This is a genomic window from Methanosarcina sp. DH1 (assembly GCF_020804205.1).
Taxonomy (GTDB): Archaea; Halobacteriota; Methanosarcinia; order Methanosarcinales; family Methanosarcinaceae; genus Methanosarcina; species Methanosarcina vacuolata.
This window is the reverse complement of sequence record NZ_WJBJ01000003.1, coordinates 1-24,114: the sequence shown is the minus strand read 5'-3', so window position 1 is coordinate 24,114 and position 24,114 is coordinate 1. Positions and strand designations below refer to the sequence as shown.

General features: G+C 40.5%; 17 protein-coding genes. 12 read left to right on the top strand and 5 right to left on the bottom strand.

The window, feature by feature from the left end:
- Positions 1-134 precede the first annotated feature (134 nt).
- The 3 genes from FXW07_RS01460 (at position 135) to FXW07_RS01450 (ending at position 3,595) form a co-directional block, all read left to right on the top strand.
- Positions 135-1,655, top strand: a complete 1,521-nt coding sequence (locus FXW07_RS01460; protein ID WP_229393435.1) for a glutamine synthetase family protein — start codon at positions 135-137, stop codon at positions 1,653-1,655.
- A 526-nt stretch (positions 1,656-2,181) separates the two neighbouring features.
- A complete protein-coding gene (locus FXW07_RS01455) occupies positions 2,182-3,102 on the top strand; it encodes a D-aminoacyl-tRNA deacylase (protein WP_229393434.1) in 921 nt (306 codons plus the stop codon).
- A gap of 130 nt (positions 3,103-3,232) precedes the next feature.
- On the top strand, positions 3,233-3,595 hold the full coding sequence (locus tag FXW07_RS01450; protein ID WP_048154554.1) for a DUF3147 family protein: 363 nt from the start codon (positions 3,233-3,235) through the stop codon (positions 3,593-3,595).
- A gap of 652 nt (positions 3,596-4,247) precedes the next feature.
- Here FXW07_RS01450 and FXW07_RS01445 read toward each other — a convergent pair.
- Positions 4,248-4,472 carry a hypothetical protein gene (locus FXW07_RS01445; protein WP_229393433.1) on the bottom strand — a complete coding sequence of 75 codons (225 nt, stop codon included), beginning with the start codon at positions 4,470-4,472 and terminating at the stop codon, positions 4,248-4,250.
- On the opposite strand from FXW07_RS01445, the gene FXW07_RS01440 reads away from it, so the two are divergent.
- The 7 genes from FXW07_RS01440 (at position 4,471) to FXW07_RS01410 (ending at position 16,163) form a co-directional block, all read left to right on the top strand.
- Positions 4,471-7,326: a CheR family methyltransferase gene (locus tag FXW07_RS01440; protein ID WP_229393432.1), complete on the top strand. Its 2,856-nt coding sequence runs from the start codon at positions 4,471-4,473 to the stop codon at positions 7,324-7,326. The two genes, FXW07_RS01445 and FXW07_RS01440, sit on opposite strands and share 2 nt — an antisense overlap.
- Before the next feature lie 691 nt (positions 7,327-8,017).
- Entirely contained in the window at positions 8,018-10,048 is a 2,031-nt protein-coding gene (locus tag FXW07_RS01435) for an MEDS domain-containing protein (protein ID WP_229393431.1), read from the top strand.
- A 1,611-nt stretch (positions 10,049-11,659) separates the two neighbouring features.
- The gene (locus tag FXW07_RS01430) at positions 11,660-12,244 is read left to right on the top strand and encodes a hypothetical protein (protein ID WP_229393430.1); all 585 of its coding nucleotides are present in this window, start codon (positions 11,660-11,662) and stop codon (positions 12,242-12,244) included.
- A gap of 491 nt (positions 12,245-12,735) precedes the next feature.
- Positions 12,736-13,356, top strand: coding sequence for a cell surface lipoprotein (locus FXW07_RS01425; RefSeq protein ID WP_229393429.1), 621 nt, complete (start codon positions 12,736-12,738; stop codon positions 13,354-13,356).
- Between the two features lie 24 nt (positions 13,357-13,380).
- Positions 13,381-14,547, top strand: a complete 1,167-nt coding sequence (locus FXW07_RS01420) for a tRNA (guanine(10)-N(2))-dimethyltransferase (RefSeq protein ID WP_229393428.1) — start codon at positions 13,381-13,383, stop codon at positions 14,545-14,547.
- Between the two features lie 243 nt (positions 14,548-14,790).
- Complete coding sequence (locus FXW07_RS01415) at positions 14,791-15,411, top strand: MarR family winged helix-turn-helix transcriptional regulator (protein ID WP_229393427.1); 621 nt, start codon at positions 14,791-14,793, stop codon at positions 15,409-15,411.
- Positions 15,412-15,467: 56 nt separating this feature from the next.
- Complete coding sequence (locus FXW07_RS01410; RefSeq protein WP_229393426.1) at positions 15,468-16,163, top strand: DUF2110 family protein; 696 nt, start codon at positions 15,468-15,470, stop codon at positions 16,161-16,163.
- A gap of 173 nt (positions 16,164-16,336) precedes the next feature.
- On the opposite strand, the gene FXW07_RS01405 is transcribed toward FXW07_RS01410, so the two are convergent.
- Together FXW07_RS01405 and FXW07_RS01400 are read right to left on the bottom strand one after the other, a co-directional pair.
- Positions 16,337-17,074 carry a V4R domain-containing protein gene (locus tag FXW07_RS01405; protein ID WP_229393425.1) on the bottom strand — a complete coding sequence of 246 codons (738 nt, stop codon included), beginning with the start codon at positions 17,072-17,074 and terminating at the stop codon, positions 16,337-16,339.
- 108 nt (positions 17,075-17,182) lie between these two features.
- Positions 17,183-18,391: an aspartate aminotransferase family protein gene (locus FXW07_RS01400; RefSeq protein WP_229393424.1), complete on the bottom strand. Its 1,209-nt coding sequence runs from the start codon at positions 18,389-18,391 to the stop codon at positions 17,183-17,185.
- A gap of 753 nt (positions 18,392-19,144) precedes the next feature.
- On the opposite strand from FXW07_RS01400, the gene FXW07_RS01395 reads away from it, so the two are divergent.
- Both FXW07_RS01395 and FXW07_RS01390 read left to right on the top strand, forming a co-directional pair.
- Complete coding sequence (locus FXW07_RS01395; RefSeq protein WP_229393423.1) at positions 19,145-19,603, top strand: DUF3795 domain-containing protein; 459 nt, start codon at positions 19,145-19,147, stop codon at positions 19,601-19,603.
- 463 nt (positions 19,604-20,066) lie between these two features.
- The gene (locus tag FXW07_RS01390; protein ID WP_229393422.1) at positions 20,067-21,167 is read left to right on the top strand and encodes an endonuclease/exonuclease/phosphatase family protein; all 1,101 of its coding nucleotides are present in this window, start codon (positions 20,067-20,069) and stop codon (positions 21,165-21,167) included.
- 341 nt (positions 21,168-21,508) lie between these two features.
- On the opposite strand, the gene FXW07_RS01385 is transcribed toward FXW07_RS01390, so the two are convergent.
- The gene (locus tag FXW07_RS01385; RefSeq protein WP_229393421.1) at positions 21,509-22,645 is read right to left on the bottom strand and encodes a hypothetical protein; all 1,137 of its coding nucleotides are present in this window, start codon (positions 22,643-22,645) and stop codon (positions 21,509-21,511) included.
- Positions 22,646-22,941: 296 nt separating this feature from the next.
- Complete coding sequence (locus FXW07_RS01380) at positions 22,942-23,625, bottom strand: DUF72 domain-containing protein (RefSeq protein ID WP_229393420.1); 684 nt, start codon at positions 23,623-23,625, stop codon at positions 22,942-22,944.
- Positions 23,626-24,114: the final 489 nt, after the last annotated feature.

Genomic DNA, 24,114 nt, shown 5'->3' with positions numbered 1-24,114 from the left:
AGGCAAGAGTTAACCAAATTATGGCCGATGTGGCAATCCGTGAGCCTGAAAAATATTTGGTATTGAAATGAGGCTTTAATACCTAGAATATTACAGTTATCTAGAATATTGCAGTTAAAAAAGAAGGGATAATTATGAAAGCATCATCCGTAGAATTGAATCCTAATAAACTGGTACAGTACCTCAACAAACCAGCAAGCGAATTCACCAAAGAAGATATTATAAAGTTCATAAAGGAAAACGGCATTAAGATGCTGACTTTCCGTTATATTGGTGGAGATGGAAGACTCAAATCTCTCGCCTTTGTGATCAGAGACGAAGAACATCTTGACAACTTGCTTTCCGCTGGTGAGAGAGTCGATGGATCAAGCCTTTTTACATACATCGAAGCAGACTCAAGCGATCTCTATATCCTCCCTAAATACAGGACTGCCTTCGTGAATCCTTTTGAAGAAATCCCAACCCTGGATATCCTCTGTTCCTACTTCGACAAGGATGGAAGCCCTCTTGCAAGCTCTTCCGAAACCGTCATGAAGAAGGCTGGCCAGGTCTTGATCGAGAAGACAGGCTATGAACTTCAGTCAATGGGTGAACTCGAATACTACATCATTGCCAACAAAGAAGATGTCAATATGGCTTTCCCAGCCGTTGACCAGAGAGGATACCACGAGTCCAATCCCTTCACCAAATTCGACCAGCTCAGAAAGGAAGCAATGCTGTACATCTCCGAAGCTGGCGGAAAAATCAAGTACGGACACTCTGAAGTCGGTAACTTTACTGACGACAAATACTACTACGAGCAGAACGAAATCGAATTTGAGACTGACGCACTTGAGAACACTGTTGACCGTCTGCTTATCGCAAAGTGGATGCTCAGGATGCTTGCCGACCAGTACGGTGTAATTGTAAGCTTTGCTCCGAAGATTACTGTCGGAAAAGCCGGAAGCGGTCTGCACGTCCATATGAAGCTCCTGAAGGACGGAAAGAGCGTTATGGTCGAGAATGGCGGAGTTAGTGACACTGCAAAAACTGCAATAGCTGGTCTTCTTGACATTGCAGCAGGAATTACTGCTTTTGGAAACAGAATTCCTACATCCTACCTGCGTCTTGTACCTCACCAGGAAGCTCCTACCAACATCTGTTGGGGAGACAGGAACCGCTCTGCTCTGATCCGTGTGCCTCTTGGCTGGTTCGCTGAAGAATCCAGCAAGATGGTAGCTATCGCCAACCCGAACTATAATGAAGAGTTCAAGAGCCACAGCTACAAGTCTACCTTTGAGTTCCGTGCAGCAGACCCCTCAGCTGACCTTTACCTCTTGATGGCAGCCTTTGCTGTAGGTATCCGCCACGGCTTTGAAATGAACAACGCTCTTGATGTTGCAAAGAAGCTCTACATCGATGTCAACATTTTCAAGGACGAACACAAGGACAGACTTGCCCAGCTTGAGCACCTGCCTGCTTCCTGCTACGAGTCCGCTCAGGCCCTGAAAGGACTGAAAGATATCTTCATGGAATACGATGTCTTCTCCGAAGGTATGATCAACGACACCGTAAACTACCTTGAAGGCCTTGACGACAACAATCTCAGTGAGAGACTCTACGGCAAGAACGAAGAAATCAGGAAACTTGTGGACTCTTACATCCACGTTGGATAATCCTGTTTCAGCACTTCAAACGACTTTTTCTATAGAAAAACGCAGACTCCTGCTTCTCAGGGAGCAGGGTTCTGCCAATAATATTTTTCTGAAATATTTCTGAAAGCACTTTTCTGTCAGGTTTTTCTAAAATAAGTATGCTTTTTGCTGCTTTTACCTTAGTTACATTTCGCTTACGGTTCATGCTGCTTTTTACTTTAGATATCTTTTTACTCTTCACTTAAGGTTTTTTACTTCAGATATCTTTTTACTCTTCACTGGAGGTTTTTTACCTCAGATCTTACCCCGGTTCTTAATATAGGGACTTTCTTTTCCATTTTTTCCATATGATTTTCTCGGTTTTTTTCTCGGTTTTTTTCTCGGTTTTTTCTCGGTTTTCTTTCGGGCTTTATCGATTCTAATTTTTCAAGGTAACACTTCATAGCCTATTCAGGTCTACATCCAGACTGCGATACGGGGTTGGCTTTATCTATCTTAACGAAATCTATAGGGAACGTAAAGTGATAAGGACTTGAATTGATCAGAAATGAAAGAAAACAGCAATCCAGAAAATTCCGGGAGCCAGGAAAAAAACCTCCTTGAAGACCCGGTCCCAAGAATAACAATCATTTGTTCTGCCCCCGACCTTGCCAGCCAGAACATTAAGACCAACCTTTTAAACCTCATGGAATGGAACCTCCTTGAGCTTCCTGAAAACTCCGGATTCTCTGCGGCCAGGGAGTCGCAGGACGGAAAATTCAGGCTTATTGATATCGAGGAAATGCATGTCTTCCAGGACGGACTCGACAGGAAACTCGAAAATGCAGGGTTGCCAGCTTCCCTTATAATTTTCGCATCCAAACACCGGAGCAAAGAGGAGATTTCTTCCCTTACTGTACACTGTACAGGGAATCCCTCAGACGATGCAAGGCTTGGAGGCTGCCCGAAGTCTCTTGCAGTCTCTTCTCCGGCTGCCATGAAGTCCATCCTTATGGAAATGAAGCGCCTGGCTGAGCAAAAAGGCCTGAAGTACGATGTTACCCTTGAAGTGACCCACCATGGGCCGACTGAGCTTTTAGTTCCCTCTCTTTATGCTGAAATAGGAAGCACCGAAGTGCAGTGGAAAGATCCTGAAGCAGGAGAGGTTGCTGCAAAAGCCATCCTTTCAGTCTCCCTTGAAAAAGTGCCAGTTGCCATCGGTTTTGGAGGTGGGCATTATGCCATGCGCCAGACCGGACTTTTGCTTGAAACCGGGATATCCTTTGGACACAATTTTCCCAAGTACAAGCTTGAATTTGTGGATGAAGCCCTGATCAAACAAGCAATTGAAAAATCAAAGGCTGATTTTGCTTATTTTGACCGGAAATCCATGAAAAGCGGAGAAAGGAAAAAGATTTCCGAAATCCTTGAGAAGCTCGGGCTCAGTGTCCTTAAAGAATCCGAGATCAGGGAAAAATATGGAAATTAACGTTAAAGCAAAGTTTAAAACAAGTATAATTCTCCAGAAAAGTTGTATTACGACATAAAAAGCTGTATTACTACATAAAAAGTTGTATTACTGCATATATAGAGCGTTCCAGTACACAGAAAGGGATACAATGCTAAACATAGAGCTACTTCCGGTTCTCCTTCGTTTTCTTTTTGGAGGAAGCGCTGTTGCAATTTCCGCAATTGTTGCAAAGAAATTCGGAGGCAGATTGGGGGGAGTTTTTGCAGCTTTCCCGGCAGTATATCTGGCAGCAATTCTGGGCCTGAGTATAGATTATAAAGGAAGCGAACTGCTCCTGATCTCAGAACAGCTTTCTAAAGGTGCACTTGTGGGAATGCTGGCAGACATTTGCTGTGCTCTTGCTGCAAGTTATTTGATTCTCAGGTCTGGGTGGAAAAAAGGGCTGGTTTACTCGCTTCTCCTCTGGGCCGTGCTTGCTCCTGCAATCTACTTATTGTGGTTCAGATTCTGAAAAAATCTTTGGTCAAGCTTTTTTTAGAAAGTTTGTGGGCAAGCTTTCATTTGAAAAGGTTGTAATCAAGTCGTTACTATAGTTTTTCGATCAAACCTTTTTTGAAAAGGTTTGTGGGCAAGTCGTTGCTATAGTTTTTCGATCAAACCTTTTTTGAAAAGGTTTGTGGGCAAGTCGTTGCTATAGTTTTTCGATCAAACCTTTTTTGAAAAGGTTTGTGGGCAAGCTTTTCTTCCTTTTTACAGACAATTAAATGAGCTATCCAGACGAACCTGTTGTGACTTCCTGTATCTTTACAACAGTTATATCTTTGTAACATTCATTATTGACTTTCAGACAGGTTCTTCGAATTCTCTGACAATTTTTAGCGAAGGTAGTGTAATGATAAGTATCACTTACCTCTAGCTTATATTTGTTGAGCAGGTAATCTTTACATATTCATTTTATATTATCTATCACCTGCATTGTTTTGGGCATACTCTTGCGACATAAAGACACAGAAAATATATGCGATCTCCTGCTATTGGGTTAATCTATATTTCACAATTAAAATTGGCAACAATGTCCGATGATGATCAAGTATGTTTCTGAACAACGTTTTAAAAGAATATGCGTAACTTAGGATATTCTGGTAAGGAAAAATACCTGTGATTTAAGAGGGATGTGATAACACGGACAAGGAGAAGGAGCCCACAGGCAAAGAGGAAATACAAAGGTCAAAAAAAGAAAAGCCGCAAGCTATAGAAAAAATCTCAACTGGAGAAAATTCTGTTCTGGATGTATCTCTGGATAAGTCTCCAAAAAAGGACTTTCCAATTGTAGGCATCGGGGCATCGGCTGGTGGGCTAGCTGCATTCGAAGCCTTCTTTTCAGCCATGCCCTCAGACACCTATCCCGGAGCGGCTTTTGTCCTGATACAGCACCTGGATCCTAATTATAAAAGCATTCTTTCCGACCTGATCAGGAGCTTTACCCGGATGCCTGTATACGAAGTTACAAATTGGATAAATATTGAGCCTAACTGTGTTTATATCATCCCGCCTAACCGCGATATGGTTCTTCGGGACGGCGTGCTCCAGTTGATAGAGCCGTCCCAACCGCGTGGTCGTCGCCTACCGATTGATATCTTTTTCAGCTCTATGGCCCAGGACAAGAAAGAAAAGGCTATCGGTATTATCCTCTCGGGTACCGGTAGCGACGGCACAAAAGGGGTGCAGGCTATCAAGGCTGAGGGAGGAATGGTAATGGCACAGGCCCCTGAGTCCAGCGAATACAACAATATGCCTCTTAGTGCTATTGCTACAGGTCAGGTGGATTACATCCTGAAGCCTGAAGAGATGCCTGCACAGCTCATTAATTATATTACCTATGTATTCGGTAAAACACGCCAGGTAACCTCAAAATTTGAATGCCTGATGAAAAATATATTCAATTTTCTTCACATCAAGACTGGTCATGACTTTTCTCACTACAAATACGGTACCATCAATCGGCGCGTTGAACGGCGCATGGCTATCCGAAATATTGAAAATGTGGATGAGTATGTGCGTTATTTAGAGCAAAAGCCTGCTGAGGTGGAAGCTCTCTTTCATGACCTTTTAATCGGCGTCACCAGTTTCTTCCGTAATCCTGAAGTTTATGAAGCACTCCAGGAACAGGTCATCCCATGTCTCTTTGTCGGCAAGTACCCAGAGTCATCAATACGTATCTGGGTGCCCGGATGTTCCACAGGTGAAGAGGCATATTCCATAGCCATTTTACTCCAGGAACAGATGGATAATTTTGACCAAAATTTCAAGGTGCAAATTTTCGCCACTGATATTGACAGTAAGGCTATTGAAAAGGCCCGTAGTGGCCTCTATCCAGCCAATATTGCCGCTGATATGTCCTCTGAAAGGCTTAAGCGCTTCTTCACTCTGGATTCAGACGGCTACTACCATATTCATCACAATATCCGCGAAATGGTTATTTTTTCCGAACAGGATATCATTAAGGACCCTCCATTTTCTAAGCTTGACCTCATCAGTTGTCGCAACTTGCTGATCTATATGGACAAAGAACTGCAGAAGAAACTAATTCCACTCTTCCACTACGCTTTGAACCCTGGTGGATTTCTCTTTCTTGGTCCTTCCGAAAATGTGGGCGAGTTCATAAATCTTTTTGACACACTGGACCGCAAGTCAAAACTCTATATTAAAAAAGGAGGTCATAGCAGTGAGTATTTCCTTTCCATAGGTACTTTTATTTCACCATCAATGAAAAGCGAAGCCAGAAAACCTTCAGGCAACGTTCCTGTCGAAATCAGACCTAAACTGCGCGAGCTAACCGAACACGCAATGCTGCAATATTATGCTCCTGCCAGTGTTTTGATCGACGAACACGGTAATATCCTGTATATTTATGGCCGTACTGGCATGTACCTTGAACCAGCTTCGGGTGAAGTTGGCATGAACATATTGAGTATGGCTCGAGAGGGATTAAGATCAGAACTGACTACGGCCTTGCACAGAGCCGTCATAAATAAAGCGCCAGTGTTTCATCCCAGAGTGCGAGTTAAAACCAACGGCAATTTCACTACAATTAATCTGGCAGTAAGACCTGTAGAGCGAAACCATGATACAACCACCTGGCTAAACTTATTCCTGGTCACTTTTGAGGAAACGCTGGAGTTGGAGCAGATCGAAACCGAAAAGGCTATCTCCACAGATGCTGGCGAAAAAGCCTGTGAAACGGATGTGGATGTACGGATCTTAAAGCTAAAAAAGGAGCTACAGGCCAAGGAAGAAAGCCTCAAAGCTTCTAATGAGGAACTGACAACTTCCAATGAAGAACTCAAATCTGCCAACGAAGAAATGCAGTCAGTCAACGAGGAACTACAGTCCACAAACGAGGAACTGGAGACCTCAAGGGAGGAACTGCAATCCGTAAATGAAGAACTGGGCACGGTCAATATCGAGCTGCAAAACAGGGTAGCTGAACTGTCTCAAGCCAATAACGACATGAATAACCTGCTGGCTGGGACAGGCATCGGCACTATCTTTGTGGACCATCAACTACGTATCATGCGCTTCACTCCTCCAGTTACACGTTTGATAAACCTGATCCCATCAGACATTGGAAGGCCGGTTGGACATATTGTCTCAAACCTTCTGGGCTACGACCGTCTGGTAGAGGATATAAAAGAGGTGCTGGACAGCCTGATACCCAAAGATATTGAAGTCCAGACTAAGGAGAATACCTGGTATTTGCTGGGCATCCGGCCCTATCGCACTCTTGAAAACACTATTGAAGGAGCGGTAATTACTTTTACGGATATTACCGAGATGAAACGGGTGAGGCTTAATGAGTCTGAAACTATGCGCCGCCTGGTTGCAGTAGCGCACGATGCAAGCGATGCTATAACGTTGCAGGACATGGAAGGCAACATCCTGGCCTGGAATCCAAAGGCAGAGAGTATTTATGGCTGGAGTGAAGCCGAAGCAATCTCAATGAATGTTAGCAGCATGATCCCGGAAGATCGGAAAACAAAAGAGCTACTTATAGTGAAAAAGCTTAGCCGGGCTGAGGTTCTTGAACCTTACCGCACCCAAAGAATTACCAAAGATGGCAGGATAGTGGATGTATGGCTGACCGCCACTTCACTGGTAAACGAAGTAGGTGAAGTATATGCTATTGCAACCACGGAGCGGGAAATTAAATTAGAAGATAATGAGAAGAAGAGCCCGAAATAAAAGGACTTTCCAGATCATGCGGTCTCAAAACTCTACCTATTTCTACAATTGATAATTTGTATTGTTGATTTTGGATTTAGACCGTAATTTATTCTGAAATTAAGGAATACATTTACCTTGAAGTCGAATATATATCCAACTGTAGAGTCAACTGTAGTTTTGAGACTGCTTGAGATGATATCTTTGTATAGGGAAGATCCCTTGATAAAAATCACTCGATTCTTGATAAAATCACTCGATATCAGAAAATTTTGAGTCGCTGTCTCTTCGAAGAAAGTATTAATATAGAATAATATTAAAGTAAATTAATGAATTAAGTTATTTTATAAGACCAGATAAGAATCATCTTTTTCAGTAGATACGCGTTAATTTTTATTATTCCATTTATATTTAAAACACGATTGTTGGATTAAGTCTCGATTAAATCTGAATAAAATTAACAGAACATATGTTTACGAGAACTAAATTTGTTCCGGTGCTTGACATTTTTCAGTAATTAACTTCAGGGTTCAAATACTATAGCCGAAATTGTGAAAAATAAGAAGATTGGGGCGCGTATAGTCACGCCTGTAATTGTTGCAACAACAAACTTCATTGCGCCTCATTGGGCAGTTGCATTATTTAGCCTCGTGACTATGATTGAGATAAGAAACATTTGCCTTTACATTCTTCTATTTGGAGGAAAGTTAGAGTGAAAGAAAGCCTGAGGAAATCTGGCATTGATATTATTGGAGATGTACCCTGGGGTACACATATTTGTCAATTCTATCAAACAAAAGAAGATTTAATAGATACACTGGTTCCTTACTTCAAGACAGGACTGAATAATAACGAGTTTTGCTTGTGGATCCTGTCAGAACCCCTGAAAGTAAAAGATGCAAAAGAATTCCTGAGAATGACTGTTCCTTATATTGATAGTTATTTGGATAAAGGGCAGATACAAATTATTCCTTACAGTCGGTTTTATGCAGAAGAGGGCGTTTTTGATTCGGAGAGAGTCTTAAGCAGTCTTGTTGAAAAACTCAACCAGGCCCTGGCGAGTGGATACGATGGATTGAGGTTGAGTGGAAATGCTTTGTGGCTGGATAAAGAGAATTGGAGTGATTTTGTTAACTATGAGATAAAACTGGACAGTGCCACAGGCAATTATCAGATGATCGCTCTCTGTACCTATTCTCTTGATAAGTTCGATGCAACCAAAATCATCGAGGTGGCTATTAACCACCAGGTTGTGTTAATCAAAAGGGAAGGAAAATTGGAACAGATAAAAAATTCCAGGCATGAGAAGGAAGAAGAAAAAATCAGGAGTTTAGCAGATATTGTGGAGTCATCAAATGATGCTATTTTAACTATCTCGCTTGATGGTACTATTACCAGCTGGAACAGAGGTGCAGAGCAAACTTATGGTTATTCAGCTAAAGAAATTATTGGGAAACCCATATCCATCCTTGAACCGCCCATCCTAGTCGAGGAAACAGAAGAATTAATTGAACTGTTTAAACAGGGAGACAAAATCCACAATTATGAGACTTTGCGGTTAAGAGAAGACGGCAGGATAATAAACGTTTCAGTAACTTTTTCTCCGATTTTTGACACCTTTAAAAAGCTGGTTTCCATCTCAGTTATCTCCAGAGATATGACCAGAAGTAAAAGAGTCGAAGAAAAACTCCGGAAGAGTGAAGAAAGATACAGAATCGCTACAGAGCAGACAGGGCAAGTGGTATATGAATATGATTTAAGAACAGATAAGAGTAGCTGGGCAGGTGCTATAGAAGAAGTTACAGGGTATAGCCTTGAAGAGTTTCAGAGTTTTGGAAAGAAAGTATGGCTTAAAAATATCCATCTGACAGATATGAGTGGTGGGGATGAAAAGTTTCAGAGTGCAAGAAAGACTGGAGGTAGATTTAAGGAAGAATTAAGGTTGAGAAAAAAAGATGGAAGTTGCATTTATATAGAAAATAACGGAGTCTGGCTTACAGGTTATGATAGCCAGCCTTGTGAAGCTATCGGGGTATTGAAAGACATTACTGACAGAAAAAAGACCGAAAATTTCCTTAAAAGTATAGAAACTGCCCGTAAGAAGGAAATCCATCACAGGATAAAGAATAACCTTCAGGTAATTTCTTCTCTTCTCGATCTTCAGGCTGATAAGTTCAATGATACGAAAGTTGTTGAAGCTTTCAGGGAAAGCCAGAATAGAGTATTATCTATGGCTCTCATCCACGAAGAGCTTCACGAAGGCATGGGAAGCGATGTACTGAACTCTTCTAAATATCTAGAGAGGCTTGTTGAGAACATTTTCCAGACGTACAGATCTAGAAATGCCGATATTATATTGAACATGGATCTGGAAGAAAATATTTTCTTTGATATGGATACTGTAGTTCCGTTAGGGCTAATTGTCAATGAACTCGTTTCAAATTCTCTTAAACATGCATTTGTTGACAGAGATAATGGGCAGATTCAAATTGAACTTTGTAAAGGAGAATCAATTGAATGTAAAGACAATATAGCAGGAAGCAAACAAGAGGAATTTCACGGTACCAGTTTTATCCTGATAGTCTCAGACAATGGAGTAGGTATACCTGGAGATTTTGATCTGGAAAATCCTGCTAGCCTTGGAATGCAACTGGTAAACACTCTCATAGACCAGTTAGAAGGCAAACTTGAACTAAAAAAAGGCAATGGGACGGAATTTACTATAAAATTTAGAGTGATGTAAAAAAGTAAAAATGTAATAAAAAATTGTGTGCATGTTACTTGTTTTAGTTTTCAATAAGAAATAGTTATATGTGTAGGTTACTGGTTTTAGTTTTTAATAAGAAATAGCCATCACCAATTATTATCTCCCGCATGTTCCCGACAGGGACTTTCTCCTCCATATGCAGTGACGCCTTGCTAGATGGTATGTTTGGGACTTACGCAGTTGAACTGAAAAACCAACAGCACCAGATCGTTAACTGTCTAAACCGTGACTTTAATCTACAGTTTTTGACGTAATTGATTTTGTTCCCCAACTTCATAATTCCTAAAAACTGATTCAGTCGACAGCAACCACCAGGTGCAACAAAAGTAAAGTAGATGAAACAAAAGGGAAATGTAAGCATGAAAATATTACTAATTAAAGTTTAACGAAAAGAGGCTACCAAAAGAATAGTCAGAGAGTTATCAAAAGAATTGTCAAAAATCATATAATAAAAAGCCTTTTAGACTTATAAAGTGATCCATAAGGCCTGGTCCAATTTTAATGTAGTTTAGTTCTGTACTCAGTTAAGTTAGTACTTATTTAAGTTACCTTATTTAAGTTACCTTAGTCAAGTTACCTTATTTAAGTTACCTTAGTTAAGTTACTTTATTTAAGTTACCTTAGTCAAGTTACCTTATTTAAGTTACCTTAGTTAAGTTACCTTATTCAAGTTACCTTAGTTAAGTTACATACTTTCTTTGTACGTCTTCTTTATACATCGGGACTTGACCCTATGGACCAATTATTACTATGTAAGTAATGGTATATAAGTAATGGTATAATAAAAGACAATATACTTTTTTTAGCGGTGTTGCAAGAAAGGTATAACCTAATTTAGAGGCTTGAATTAGGGCTTTGGGCAAAATACAGGCAAACTATTTAAAAGGGTCACAGATACATTCGACAAACTGCCCATAATGCAGGCAGACCTGCGTGATTAATGATATAATTGCCTGACCCTATTACCTGACCCTACTTTTGGCATCGCATCCCTGGGACTCTGGTCCAAAATCCAGTGATTTTTGCATTTTTTGATTGAAAATCTGAATTAGCAAGAAAAATCAGGTTTTCATTAAAATCAATATTCGATATCTAAAGACCTCAATCCCTAAGTTGTATCACAAGGATTGTGACCAATTACAAAAGTGACCAATTACAAAATATAGTGATTTTGAATTTTACATTCATCACTAGATTTTGATACTGAGTCATCCCTGGACTTATTAGATAAAAATGTGATGTACCCGAAAATAATAAAAAGTCTCTTAAAAATATATCAATATGCAAAAATACTTTAAAAAATAGAAATGGAAGTAGAAAATACATTTATAAGTACGGACTATCCTAAAAAAGAATAATAAGATTTGAAATTCCCTTAAGAACAAACTGTATCAATAAAAACACTGAGTCCTCAAAAGGTCAATAAAGGTTAAATTAAGATTAAACAAAAACCAACATAGGTGTTAATAAGGGTCAATAAAATCTAAATGGTTAAGCTTCAAATTGAATATCAGCTTAAAATTACATAGATTTTGATTTGATCTGTTGATTTCCTAAATTTCACAATCGTAAGATGTGAGGAATAAGATGAAAACAAAAATACTTGTGCTGCTTCTTATATTCGGCGCCGTTTTACTTTCAGGATGCACAGGGAATGAACAACCCTCAACAGAGGAAAATGCAACCCCGGAGGGAACCGTAACTCCTGTGGAAAATACAACTGTTGTAGATACACCGGAAGAAAATGTAACCCCTGAAGAAAACGCAACCCCTGAAGAAAACGTAACCACTGAAGAAAACCTAACCTCGGAAGAAAACCTAACCTCGGAAGAAAACCTAACCTCGGAAGAAAGCGTAACTTCGGGAGACAATGGAAGACTTAATATCTCATCTTCTGAAATTAAAGACACTCCATATGTGTTAAGACTGATCAATAACAGGATAAGTTCCTCAAGTCTTGAAATAAAAAAGGGAGAATCAGTTTCCTGGGTAAATATGGAAGACAGCCCAAAAAGGGTCCTTACCCTCGTGAGTGAAGAAAAGATTTTCAATGATACAAGACTTTCGTACAAACGTACTTTTACATATACCTTCAACGAGACAGGGGACTACAAATTCAGTGTTGTCGGCCAGTCCAGAATGAATGTCACCGTTAGTGTTGATGAACCCTGATAAATAGTTTCTAAAAATTAAAGAGTTGAAAGTTCAGGGAATATCAAGCTTGATGGATGTTCTAACTATTTGCAGGAAAGGCCAATAAAATTTTGGCCAATAAAATTTCCTGGCAATCTATTTTTGACGCTTTTTAAATCAGGGCATCTCTGGGTAAATATACATCTTAATTTGCTTCTCCTTAAGTATGCATGTTCTTTTCTAAGGCTTTCTGAGACCTTTAGAACTACGTTCCTGAACAACATACAAACTAGCATTAAAATTCGTTCCAGATTACTAAAATTCGCCACTTATTACTAAAATGATCTGATTATTGCTAAAATTAGTTCCTTATTATATGATCCAGATCAGCGCTTATCATCCGAAATTCACGCCTTCGCTTCAAAAATAACTCCGGCTGAAAGAACTGTTCTAAGAAAGCATTATTATTTATAAATGGCTTATATTAAACTGGGAATACAAAAGGTAGATTAGTAATAAGGGGAAGGGGATTGGAAACAAAAAAAATAATTTTACTCCTGATAGCCCTATCAGTAATAATATCAGGCTGCCTGAGCTCGGAAGACGAAAAGGATAATGGGAAAAAAGACCGGGAGGCAAGCGGCAGTTCAGGAGGTTCGCAAAGACAAAGAGAAGTGAGAACACCCGTAGGAACGCAGGAAGAAACGTGGACACCGGAAAAAACGGAAACACAGGAAGAAATGGAAACTCCGGAAGAAACGGGAACACAGGTATATTTAGACACGCCAGAAGACGCGGAAATTTCCGGAATGACTAATGAACCTGAGATGGAGCAAACAGAAGCCTGGACCGGGGAAAGGGGGCAAGCTGGAACCATCCGGCCTGGTGAGACCGTACCGACGTCACACCTTGTAAGGCTTAAGAATTATCTTATGATTCCTTCAAGCCTGAAAATCAATATCGGAGATACAGTTGTTTGGAGAAATTACCAGGAGTCCAGTGTGCTTACCCTTACCAGCAAGGAGCGCCTTTTCGAGGACCAAAGGCTTGTATATGGAAATACTCTGGAGTATACGTTCAATGAGTCAGGAAGCTACAATTTCAGTGTAAAAGGATATCCTAAAATGCAGACGACCATTACTGTAAAATAAGATCCCAAAGTATAGCAGTTTCAAATGATATATAAAACTATAGTCGAAGGCACAACAAAGGTTTCAGTTCCGGTACCGCCTCCGGATGCCACCTTCCCTCCCTCGGCAGCTCCGGTTTTTTACAATCCGGAGATGGAGCTTAACCGCGATATTAATGTTGCAGCTACGGCTGCATTTGTGAAAAGGCTTCTTTCGAGAAAAGAGCTTCTCAGGGAAGAAGTCCGCTATGTGGACGCTTTTTCAGCGTCAGGGATAAGGGGGCTTCGGATTGCAGGCGAAGTAGGGATCCATGCGACTATGAATGACTGGAGTCCTGAAGCGTTTGAACTTATAAAGGAAAATATCAAAATTAACGGGCTTGAGGAAAAAACCCTGGCTACCCGCAAGAGTGCAAATGTGCTGCTTCACGAGCAAAAATACCATATCGTGGACATTGACCCTTTTGGTACTCCTTCGCCCTTCCTGGACGCAGCATCAGCCTCGGTCAGGAGTATGCTGTCGGTTACAGCAACAGATACGGCTCCCTTATGCGGGGCTCACCTGAAAGCCGGGATACGGAAATATGCGGCTGTACCCCTTAATACGGAATATCACAGTGAAATGGGGCTTCGAGTCCTCCTGGGGGCGTGTGCCAGAGAGCTTGCAAAGCATGAAAAAGGAATGTCACCTTTGCTTTCCCATGTGACGCGCCATTATGTTCGCGCATACCTCGACGTTCTCCCTGGAACAAAACAAACTGACCGAACTCTAAAGTCAATAGGCTTCAGTATTCATTGTCCAAAATGTGGGTTTAGAGAGCCTGTGTACGGACTTGCAGTACATATCGAGAAAGAATGCCCTGTTTGTGGGGCTTCCACACAAATTGCAGGCCCTCTATGGCTTGGGCCATTCAGGGAGCAGGCATTCTGTGATGAGGTTATTTCCGAACTTGAAGTGCATCCTCTAAACACAAAAGATAAAGCAAAAAAAATAATTACTTTCTGCAGGGACGAACTCGATATCCCGATGTTCTATGACCAGCATGTTATCTGTAAAGAACTTGGAGCTTCTGCAACCGGGATAGAAATCCTGATCGTAGCCCTTAAAGCCCACGGATTTGAAGCATCAAGGACTCATTTCAGCGGTACTTCATTCCGAACCGATGCGCCTATTACAGAAATTAAGGAAATAATCAGGGCGCTTTCAGAGTGAGTTCCTCATATAAAAATGCAGAGGTAAAAGTAAAGGTTAGGAATTGTCTCAGTATTATCCACTGAAGGATCCCAGTATTATATAACTCACTGAAGAATCCCAGTATTATATAACTCACTGAAGAATCCCAGTATTATATAACTCACTGAAGAATCCCAGTATTATATAAACCATTGAAGAATACTTAAAGTGCTTTGACTCAGATCTAGAAGTAATCCGCTAGAGAAATTCCAATGTGATATTATGTCCGACGAAAATCCAGAAAAGTTATTTTTGCAGGAAAAACCCACTCGTGCGCTGCTGTTTATAGGCTCAATGGGTAAGACCTATGCGTCTGTCATTTCTAAAGAGATAGACTCCACCTTTGCCCATACAACAAGGATCCTCGCGAAAATGGAACAGTGCGGACTTATAAGATTCACATTCGAGGGGCGGATAAAGTTTGTCGAACTTACCGAATACGGAAGAGAGGTCGAAGCTGCTCTTAAAGAGTTCAGGGATTTAATTGAAGAGGAGCCGTTGAAGGATAAGAAAGAGGAGTCCCTGGATAATGGTCCTGAAAGGGAAGAAGCTGCAGAAAAGGAAGGCGGTAAAGAGCCTGAACAGGCAGAAGAGCTTGACCCTCTGAATGCCGAAATTTTTGAGAAAATCCAAAAACTCAGGAACAAAATCGAAAGTATCCATAGGGACGCAATCAAGCAGGGAGATAGTAAGGATACAATTTCCCGGAAACTTGGCCCTTATAGCAGGGACATTAAAAAACTCCAGAATCAGATTGAAAGGGCAGAAAGCCCCATTAATGAGACTGTAATCTCAGCTCTGGAAGAAAGTGAAAAGCTTCTGGAAGCTTACCTCAGGAGCTGAGGAATTATTCAGTTCCCGGTAAAAACAAAGCAGAAGAGAAAATTGGTAGGAAAAATATGATAAAAGTTGTAACCCTCCAGTATATTTACGGAAAGAACCGGGAAAGAATGGCTGGGCTTTTGAAAACTCTGGTCGAGAATGAATTGAAAGACCTTGAAGTAAAAATTGCGATTTCTATTACCCCTGAAAACTGGGTTGAGTTCACCCTTGAAGGCGAGGACGAGGAAGTGTCTGCGAATCTGCTGGCCACCAGATATGGGACGCCTGCAAAAAAAGCTGAACCCGGAAAGGTGTATCTGGGTTTTCTCCAGGCTTTCGGAGAGGACGCTTTTCTGGTCAATATCGGGGTGCCTGTAAAAGTTGAAACCGAAGAACTGAAAGCTTTGGGCAGCGGAAAGTCAAAACAGCTTGCCTCGAGATTCGGCCTTATCCCCCATTTGCCGGTTGAGATTGAGGTTATTAAGGCGAATAAGAATTTAAAAGCTCGTCTCACCAAAAAGCAGCTTGATATCTGGTGGGGCTGGAAAAAAGCAGCTACTGATAGAGTAACTGTTAACGGGGCAACCCGCTCGGAAATCAAAAGCGCGATTAAAAAGACAGGTCATGGAAGGGACATTTATGAAATCGAGCGCCTTGGGTTGCTGGAACATGCAATCGTCTGCCGGGAAAACACCGACGGGCCTGGTATAGTTGCAGCAATAGGGCCTCGCCTGAAATCCGAGATGGGAGTCGTAATCGGTGACGCTCGCTGAAAGCTGCACCCTGATTGGGAAAATATAACGTGGGAAATGAGCTGAAGCCCGAAAAAAAGAGCTGTACCGAGTAAAATTTTATAAGCCAGTTAGTTTTGAGAATAGAAGGACACTTAAAATCCAGAGTTATTAATAATAATTCATATGTAATACTGTTTGTGCGGTAAAGGAATTTATACTGTTATCTTAAAAAGGCAGTGTCTATGTCCTGATCCGTAACACTCGGTCTCGGTAACTCTGTACTCCTTCTCGAGTTTTCCTTTGAGAATTCCCTCAATAATACCTTCCGTTAAGGTGCAAAAAGGTTTTCCTATTATCGGTGTTGATCTGGCTTTGAAATTGTCTTCAATCTGAAGAGCAGGAGGGTCCACAAGTACTGTAACCCTGCACTTCCCCTGGAATTCCAGAAAATCCCCTATTTCCCTCAGGAGTTCTTCAGGAGTCTCGGATTCAAAAATGTGGGAAACAGATCTTCCGAGATCGGTTCCTATTATTTTTACAACAGGGGTATTATCAATCCCATATGCTTCAAAGCCAAAGTAAAGCGCGTGGAGCAGGATTTCTGTGAAGCAGGACCTATTGTTTCCGCATGCAGGAACCTTTTCCAGTAAATTTCTGTAATGCTCTGTGAAAGGCTCCTGAGAACAACCCATGTAGCGGGAAGTGAGATAATAAATTTTTCGGCGGCGATCTGCCGGGTCAAAGTTTTCTTCCACAAGCTCGCATGACCTTAGATTGTTGAGGTGTACGGAAATAGTTGATTTGGCTTTTGCTGTAAATTTTACGATTTCATCAAACGATCTGGGTTCTTCCCTGAGCAAGTTAAGGATCTGGAGTTTCACAGGACTGCCTATTGCTACCAGTCCGTTATCATTGTAAAAAAACTCGGTTTTATTCTCAGGTTTTGCCATAATATCTTTAGATAAGTTGTATTTAGAATATATAAATCGTTCGCACGCCCACGAATAATTTCACATTATATATATTTATATGTATATAATAAATTTGGGCTGCGTAAACTAACAGAAGGTAAGGTTAGTTTTCTTAATCACGTCCTCGATAATTAAAAGGCCTTTCTCTAACTCTTCCTTCTTGATGTTTAGTGCGGGAAATATCCTGATTCCATTACCCTGAGTTTGAGTAACAAATAAACCTCTTTCCAAACACTCATTTTTGACATTTGAAGCGATGTCTTCGCTCTGGAATTCTACCATAATAAGAAGCCCTTTTCCCCGTATGTCGGCAATTACATTCCCATAAATTTTTGGCCATAAACTCATTTTTTCCAGGGCAAAAGAGCCCATTTCTTTCACATTTTGGGAAATGTTGTTATCTATCAGGTATTTTATCACTGCGTAGGAAACGGCACAACCAAGAGGGTTGCCACAGTATGTACCTCCATGGTCCCCGATCTCGAGTTTCTTTGCAACGGCTTCAGACAAAGCAAAAGCACCAAATGGGAAACCACCTGCAATTCCTTTTGCCATTGTCATAAAGTCTGCTTTTGCACCACAGGAACTTGTAACAAAAGTTGGCCCTGTTCTGAAAAATCCGGTTTGGATCTCATCCACGATCAACAGGCTGCCATTCTTATTACACAGGTTGCTTACCTCTTTCAGGTATCCTTCAGAAGGTATGTGAACCCCACCTTCTCCCTGAATTGGTTCAAGAATTACTGCAGCAACATTCTCGTCCAGAGAACGTTTCATAGCCTCCAGGTCATCATAGGGAACGAACCGATAATTAGGCATCAGAGGACTATACCTATCCCTGTGCTTGGCCTGACCTGTTGCCGATGTTGTACTGATCGTACGTCCGTGAAAGCTTTGATCTGTAGAAATTATGTCGGGCCTGCCTGTTACTTTTCGAGCAAGTTTGATGGCAGCGTCATTTGCTTCGGCTCCGCTATTTGTGAAGAATACTCTTGTAAGATTTGGAGGTAGAATCTCTGTAAGTAAGGACAGTAGACGTGCACGTGCAGGAGAATATGTAAGTCCCGAATTGGGGTTTTGAATTATCTTTCTTCCCTGATCGATCAAGGCTTCAGTGATGACCGGGTTTGCATGACCAATACATGTTACACCCCAACCTGCTGTGAAATCAATATACATCTTCCCTTCTTCATCCCATACATAAACTCCATCTCCTTTTTCAATTGAGATTTTCTGCTTCACGAAGAAAGATGGAAGACACTTATCTTCTATTTCAAATGTTGTCTTGCTTGACATTATAAATCATTTCCTCTATAGCTAACCGAAAAAATTTGAGGGTAGCGCCTGAGCACTGCTTATCTTAGACCAGCTGTCCGGTATCGCTGAATTCAATTGAAGCTATTCTACTTTATCAATCTTTTGATCTTTGAAAATCGAACTTATTAATAATGTGTACTTCAAATATTTTACTGGACTTTGCATTCATTCGGAAACTGCTTAGGCTCCAAGTGTGGATTTTTTCCAGTACTACAAAATAAAGCTGTAGCAACTACAAAGTAAAGCTGCAGAATCAGGCAAAGTAATCTATTTTTCTACCACTCCCACAGGGTGTTTCTACCACTCCCATAGGGTGGTCATCAGGTGTCACATGGTTGATATTACCATGATTAAATATTCAGTATGACAAATGATTGCGTTTTCATGCAAGAAATACAGGTCAGCTCCAGTTTCACTGAGGTTCAGAACAAAAAGGACCTGAAAACTACTTTACGAACATTTGAGAATAACATCAACCAGATAATAGAGGACAACCCACAAGGTCTCTTACTTGATTAATAATGTTCCTTGTCTTCAAATATAGAGACTTTATACGTCTTTATAGATCGTGAAATTGTTCATAAAGCTTTGATTTTTCATCCTATATCCATTTTACAATACCCTGTTCATCATTCTTCTTCATCCTGATCAATAATATTATAATGAGAAATGCGTGTAAAGTATAACTTTGATAGCATATTTGAGGTCAACTGTTTCTCTTGAGGTTAAAAGATGAATGAAAAGTTCACAGCTTGGTGTGGGTTATGTTGTATCGATTGCATCCCTTCTAACAAGGATCTGTTTGATCTCGTTCATAAACTTGAAGAAAACCTTTCCGATCTTCAGTTTGATGAATATGCAAAACTCAAAGCTGAAAAAAATCCTGTCTTTGGAGAATATCCGGTATTTATCAAGGTACTTAAGGAAATCAAATCATTAAAATGCTCTATACCTTGCAGAGAAGGGGGTGGAAAAACTGTCTGTGAGATCAGGAACTGCGTGCAAGGTAAAGGATACCTCGGATGCTGGGAGTGCAGCGATCGCTATAGCTGTACTAAACTTGATTATTTGAGGTCCGTTCATCCGAATTTAGACTACCACTTAGACTTAATTGGGAAATACGGTCCAGATAGCTGGCTTTCAAAACGTGGAATCCACTATAGGTGGCAAAAAGAGAATGGTGGAAAATAAAACCTTAGTTATTATGAGATTAATTACGTCTTCTTTTATATTTTCTAATGACTTTTTGACTCAACCTTATTTTCCATCGTTTAGAGTTTTTCAATATTTTACTTCATGCGTCTCCGGTTAAGTGAGAAATAGTGATAAAGTGTATTCAGTTCCACAACATTTGTCAAATGTTATAATAGATAGTGAGGTGGAATATGGTATTGATTTCATGTAAATATGCCGAAATTTAAGGCAGGCTTCTAATGCAAAATCGATAACTTTCAGGTAAGAAAATTCCTTAGCCGATGACCTATGATATAAGTTCTGGTAATATAAACCTCTATTTTTATCTAAGATTATACATTATATATATGTATAAATCTAGAAAGTATAAAACCAGAGTTATTTCTTTTTGAATGCTGTTTTTCAAATATTGCCCGGAAATTTCAGTTAAGGTGCTCAAAGCCTGAATAAGAGGTGAACCATGAATTTTAAAGGACATCACAAATTTTTAATTTGTCTTGCAGCAATTTTCGTATTTTTGCCAGGATGTATAGACTCTACTGAGCAAATGAATGCCGACTCTGCAGAAAATTCGGACTCAGGATCTTTATCAGGAGTTTCAGATGCAGCGAAAAATCCATCCCAGTCATCTGAGGGTTCAAGCAGGGGTACCAATGCCGAAGCTGAGGGTTCAAGCGAGGTTGCCTCGTATGCCGACGAAACCGTTACAGAAAACCAATCAGGGTTGGTTGAGGTAAACGGAACTTCTTCATCACTTAATGCTCATGGTTCCCAGGAAGAAAAACTCAGGGTTGGAGCTTTCAATATTCAGGTCTTTGGGGTCAAAAAAGCTTCAAATTCCAGGATAATGAATACGCTTGCAGAAATTCTCCGCACTTACGATATTGTTGCAGTACAGGAAATACGGGACAGTTCCCAGACTGCTCTTCCTGCACTGATAAAGGTTGTGAACAGTGAAGGGGATAATTATTCCTATGTCGTTAGCGAGAGGCTTGGAAGGACTTCTAGCAAAGAGCAGTATGCATATATTTATGACTGTGACAGGGTAAAGCTGGAAGGTGATCCCTATACTTATCCCGAACCCGAAGGAACTGATCCTTTCCACAGGCAGCCTTATATAGCAACCTTTGAGGATAAGAACGAAACCTTCAGTCTTGTCCTGATAACTGTTCACACCGACCCGGACGAAGCCACCGAAGAAATCAATTCCCTTTCAACTGTTCTTGATAGTACCAGACAAACCTTCCCTGAGGAAGATAACTTCGTTATTATGGGTGACCTGAATGCGGACGGTTCTTATTTTGACGAGGATAAAGCAAATGCCCTGATCTGTGACGAGTATTGCTGGCTGATAGACAACAGTATGGACACTACAACCGGAGACACGAACTGCACCTATGACAGAATAATAATTACTGAAGATATGGAACCTCATTTTACAGGGAACAGCGGCGTGTTCAGATATGACCTTGAATATAACCTGACTTCAGAAGAAACGGATGCTGTTTCGGATCACTATCCAGTTTATGCGGAATTTGTTTTCGATTCTACGGAGGCCTGACAGGATCTATCGGATCGGATTCTAAGAATTACTTTCATCTGAGAATTACTTTTTATCTCTACGGCTCTTTGCCGCCTTAAGCTAAAAAACGGCATGTTTCTCTCAGCACAGTATCAACTCCCTGGTGCAGTATCAACTCCCTGGTGCAGTATCAACTCCCTGGTGCAGTATCAACTCACAGAACTCATGCTTGAAATAGGAATATTCGAAAAAGAGACGTCAAACTGTACTGAAAATAAAAAGCCGAGACATCCGGAAACTAAGAAAGTCAAAAGTCCGGAAAATAAAAAGTTAAAGTATCTGGAAAGGAAAATAACGCAGGACTGGCTGAGTTTTTTCTTTTACCAGACAGTGTTGTTTTTCAGAGTTGCGAGAATGTTTGTGAACTCGTTACTGAATCTGCAATTGCCAAAGTCCGGAGAACTCAGAATGTTCTTCTTTATTTCCTGAAGTCCGATCAGGAGATTTATATCGTCGCTGTATTCAAATCCTCCATCGGATGCCGTGATGTTCTCAGCAAGGACGTCAAGAAGCCTCGGGTCAAGATCATTTGTAATATATGTGTCCAGAATCAGAAGATCCGAAATTCTCTTGTAAAAGTCAATGAGCTCCTGGTAACCGGGTATCGCGTAGGCTTTTGCCATTTGTTTTTGCCTGTTCAGGTAAATCAGGTAAAGGGAGATTGTGCTTATAACATTCTCGATACCCTCTTTTTTAGGGAACGCGATTGGGAACCTTTTCAGCATTTGTGAATTAAGTTTGCCTCTGCTCTGCACCTCTTTGCGTTTCCAGACCTCAGGAAAAGCCTTTGCTATTGAAGAGTTGAGTACAGCCGTAACATAATGGTAGAGTGTGTGGTCTCCGAGAACAACACCTACACCGTTTGCAAAAACATGCTTTCCGGTTGGATCATATGAGGCCTGAAGGCGGGAGTTACTGGTAATGATAATTTTAGGTGTGTTTATATACCGCAGGAAACTCTCATTTTCGAAACGGTAATCAGCCGAGATGAGTTCCTGTGTTTTGGCTTCAGACTGCTGTTTGATTTCCATTGACTGCTGTTTAATTTCCATTGACTGCTGTTTGATTTCCATTAGCTGTTTATAAGCTGCAGGAAATTTTGCTTTCAGTTCCTCGGGCTGGAATATCCTGTATTCTTTCCTTATGTTATTGTCAAGGATTTCATAAGGCACCATAAACTGGTACTGAGTTGACTGAACCGCAAATTCATTCGAAACGGAATCATCTACATAAGGGTATATGAGTTCTTTTTCCATACCCGTCTGTTCTATACTCACATTTATCTGAGAGTCTTTGCAGACGCAGGATGCATCTGTACAGTTCTCGCTTGAAAGGCCAGCTTTTTGTAAAAAATCGTTTGTGGGGGGTACACCTTCAAAAACTTCTATTGAAATGTCTTCCAGGGTTCTAGGGATTTTTCTCAGCCTTTCTACAATATAGTCCTTACTCCAGAACATATATTTCACTTCTTTTTTATATATACAGGGAATTCTGGGTAAATGGTTTCTTTGTTGTGGGTTGGGTTCTCAAAAATTCGTTTTTGATTTTGAGGCACCTGATTGTTAACTCCTCAGAATCTCCATACTAAACTTTGAATATACCTCTTAATATAATAATTTATTCATAATAAAGGTTAACAAATGAAACCGAACTTTTTAAGTTGACATATAAAAGTGAGAACTAACGCCATTGAGTGAGGTCCGTACATTCAGGAAAAGACAGATTTTTTAAAATAAAGGAAATAATTCCAGGTTTACAAACCTGAAAAAACTCTCAATGCCTTTCTTGCATTATCCAGCATATTATGGTCGTTATTGAAATAAATATAGGTCTTCTCAGGCCCGAATTCACGGATTTCCCTGATAGTTTCGCTAATTTCCGCCTGAGAATAATTGTAATTGTACCAGCCTTCTCTTCCGTGCATCCTCATATACACGTTTTTTCCGGAGAAGATGCGGTTTTTGTAGTCCGGCGAGTCTACGGACACCAGGGTCACTTTTCTCATAAGCTCTTCACACGCCTCATCATTTCCCAGCAGGGCTTTATTCCTGATCTCCAGGGCAAACCGTTTCCCAAGTTTTGCGGCTTCTGCAAATCTGAGTATCCTTTCGACATCATCAAACTTTGGAGGCACCTGAAATAAGTAAAAATCAATGAGATGGTCCATGGGTCGGAAAAGCTCAAGGAAATTTCCCAGAGTTTCCAGGGAACTTTCACTGAGTTGTCGCCAGTGGGTTATAGACCTGTGCACTTTTATGCTCCATCGGAGTTCAGTCCCCTTCCTGTTCCAGCCTTCAACCTGCTCAGGCGAAGGAAACCTGTAATAACTGGCATTAAGTTCAACACTGTTCAGCCCGGAATTTTGGATAAACCAGTCAAGGTTCTTCTTTTTGTTCCAATCATAATACCAGCCGCTTGTACCCATAAATGCCTCCATAAAGTCCCCTTTTATACATCGGTCTGATAGAAGATCTATTTTTGGCTTATTCCTGCTTATAAGCGAAAAAGCTGGTGAGCGAAAAACTGCTGCCGGATTGCAGAAACTTAAAAGAAAAAATAGGTGCAAGATTGCATAAACTTAAGAATAAATTGGTACAAGATTGCAGGCACTTGAGCACGAATTTGCCTATGATACCATTTTTACTGAGTCATCAGGTAATTAAAGCAAGTTTTTATCAGATAACATAGAACATGTTCAATACACCATAGCATGTGCAGGTAGTAGCAACGAAAAAAGCCCTGTCCTCAAGGTTTTCAAATCTTTTCTCACTTGAGGCTCTACCAAAATTGATAAAAATGCTCTAAAACCTAAAAAATCTGTTAAAATCACGTATTTTGGCATAAAATTACTTTTTAAGCCTCTAAAATAATACTTCAAAATACCTTTGAATACGAGTTAAGTTCAAAAATTGATATAATATTACAT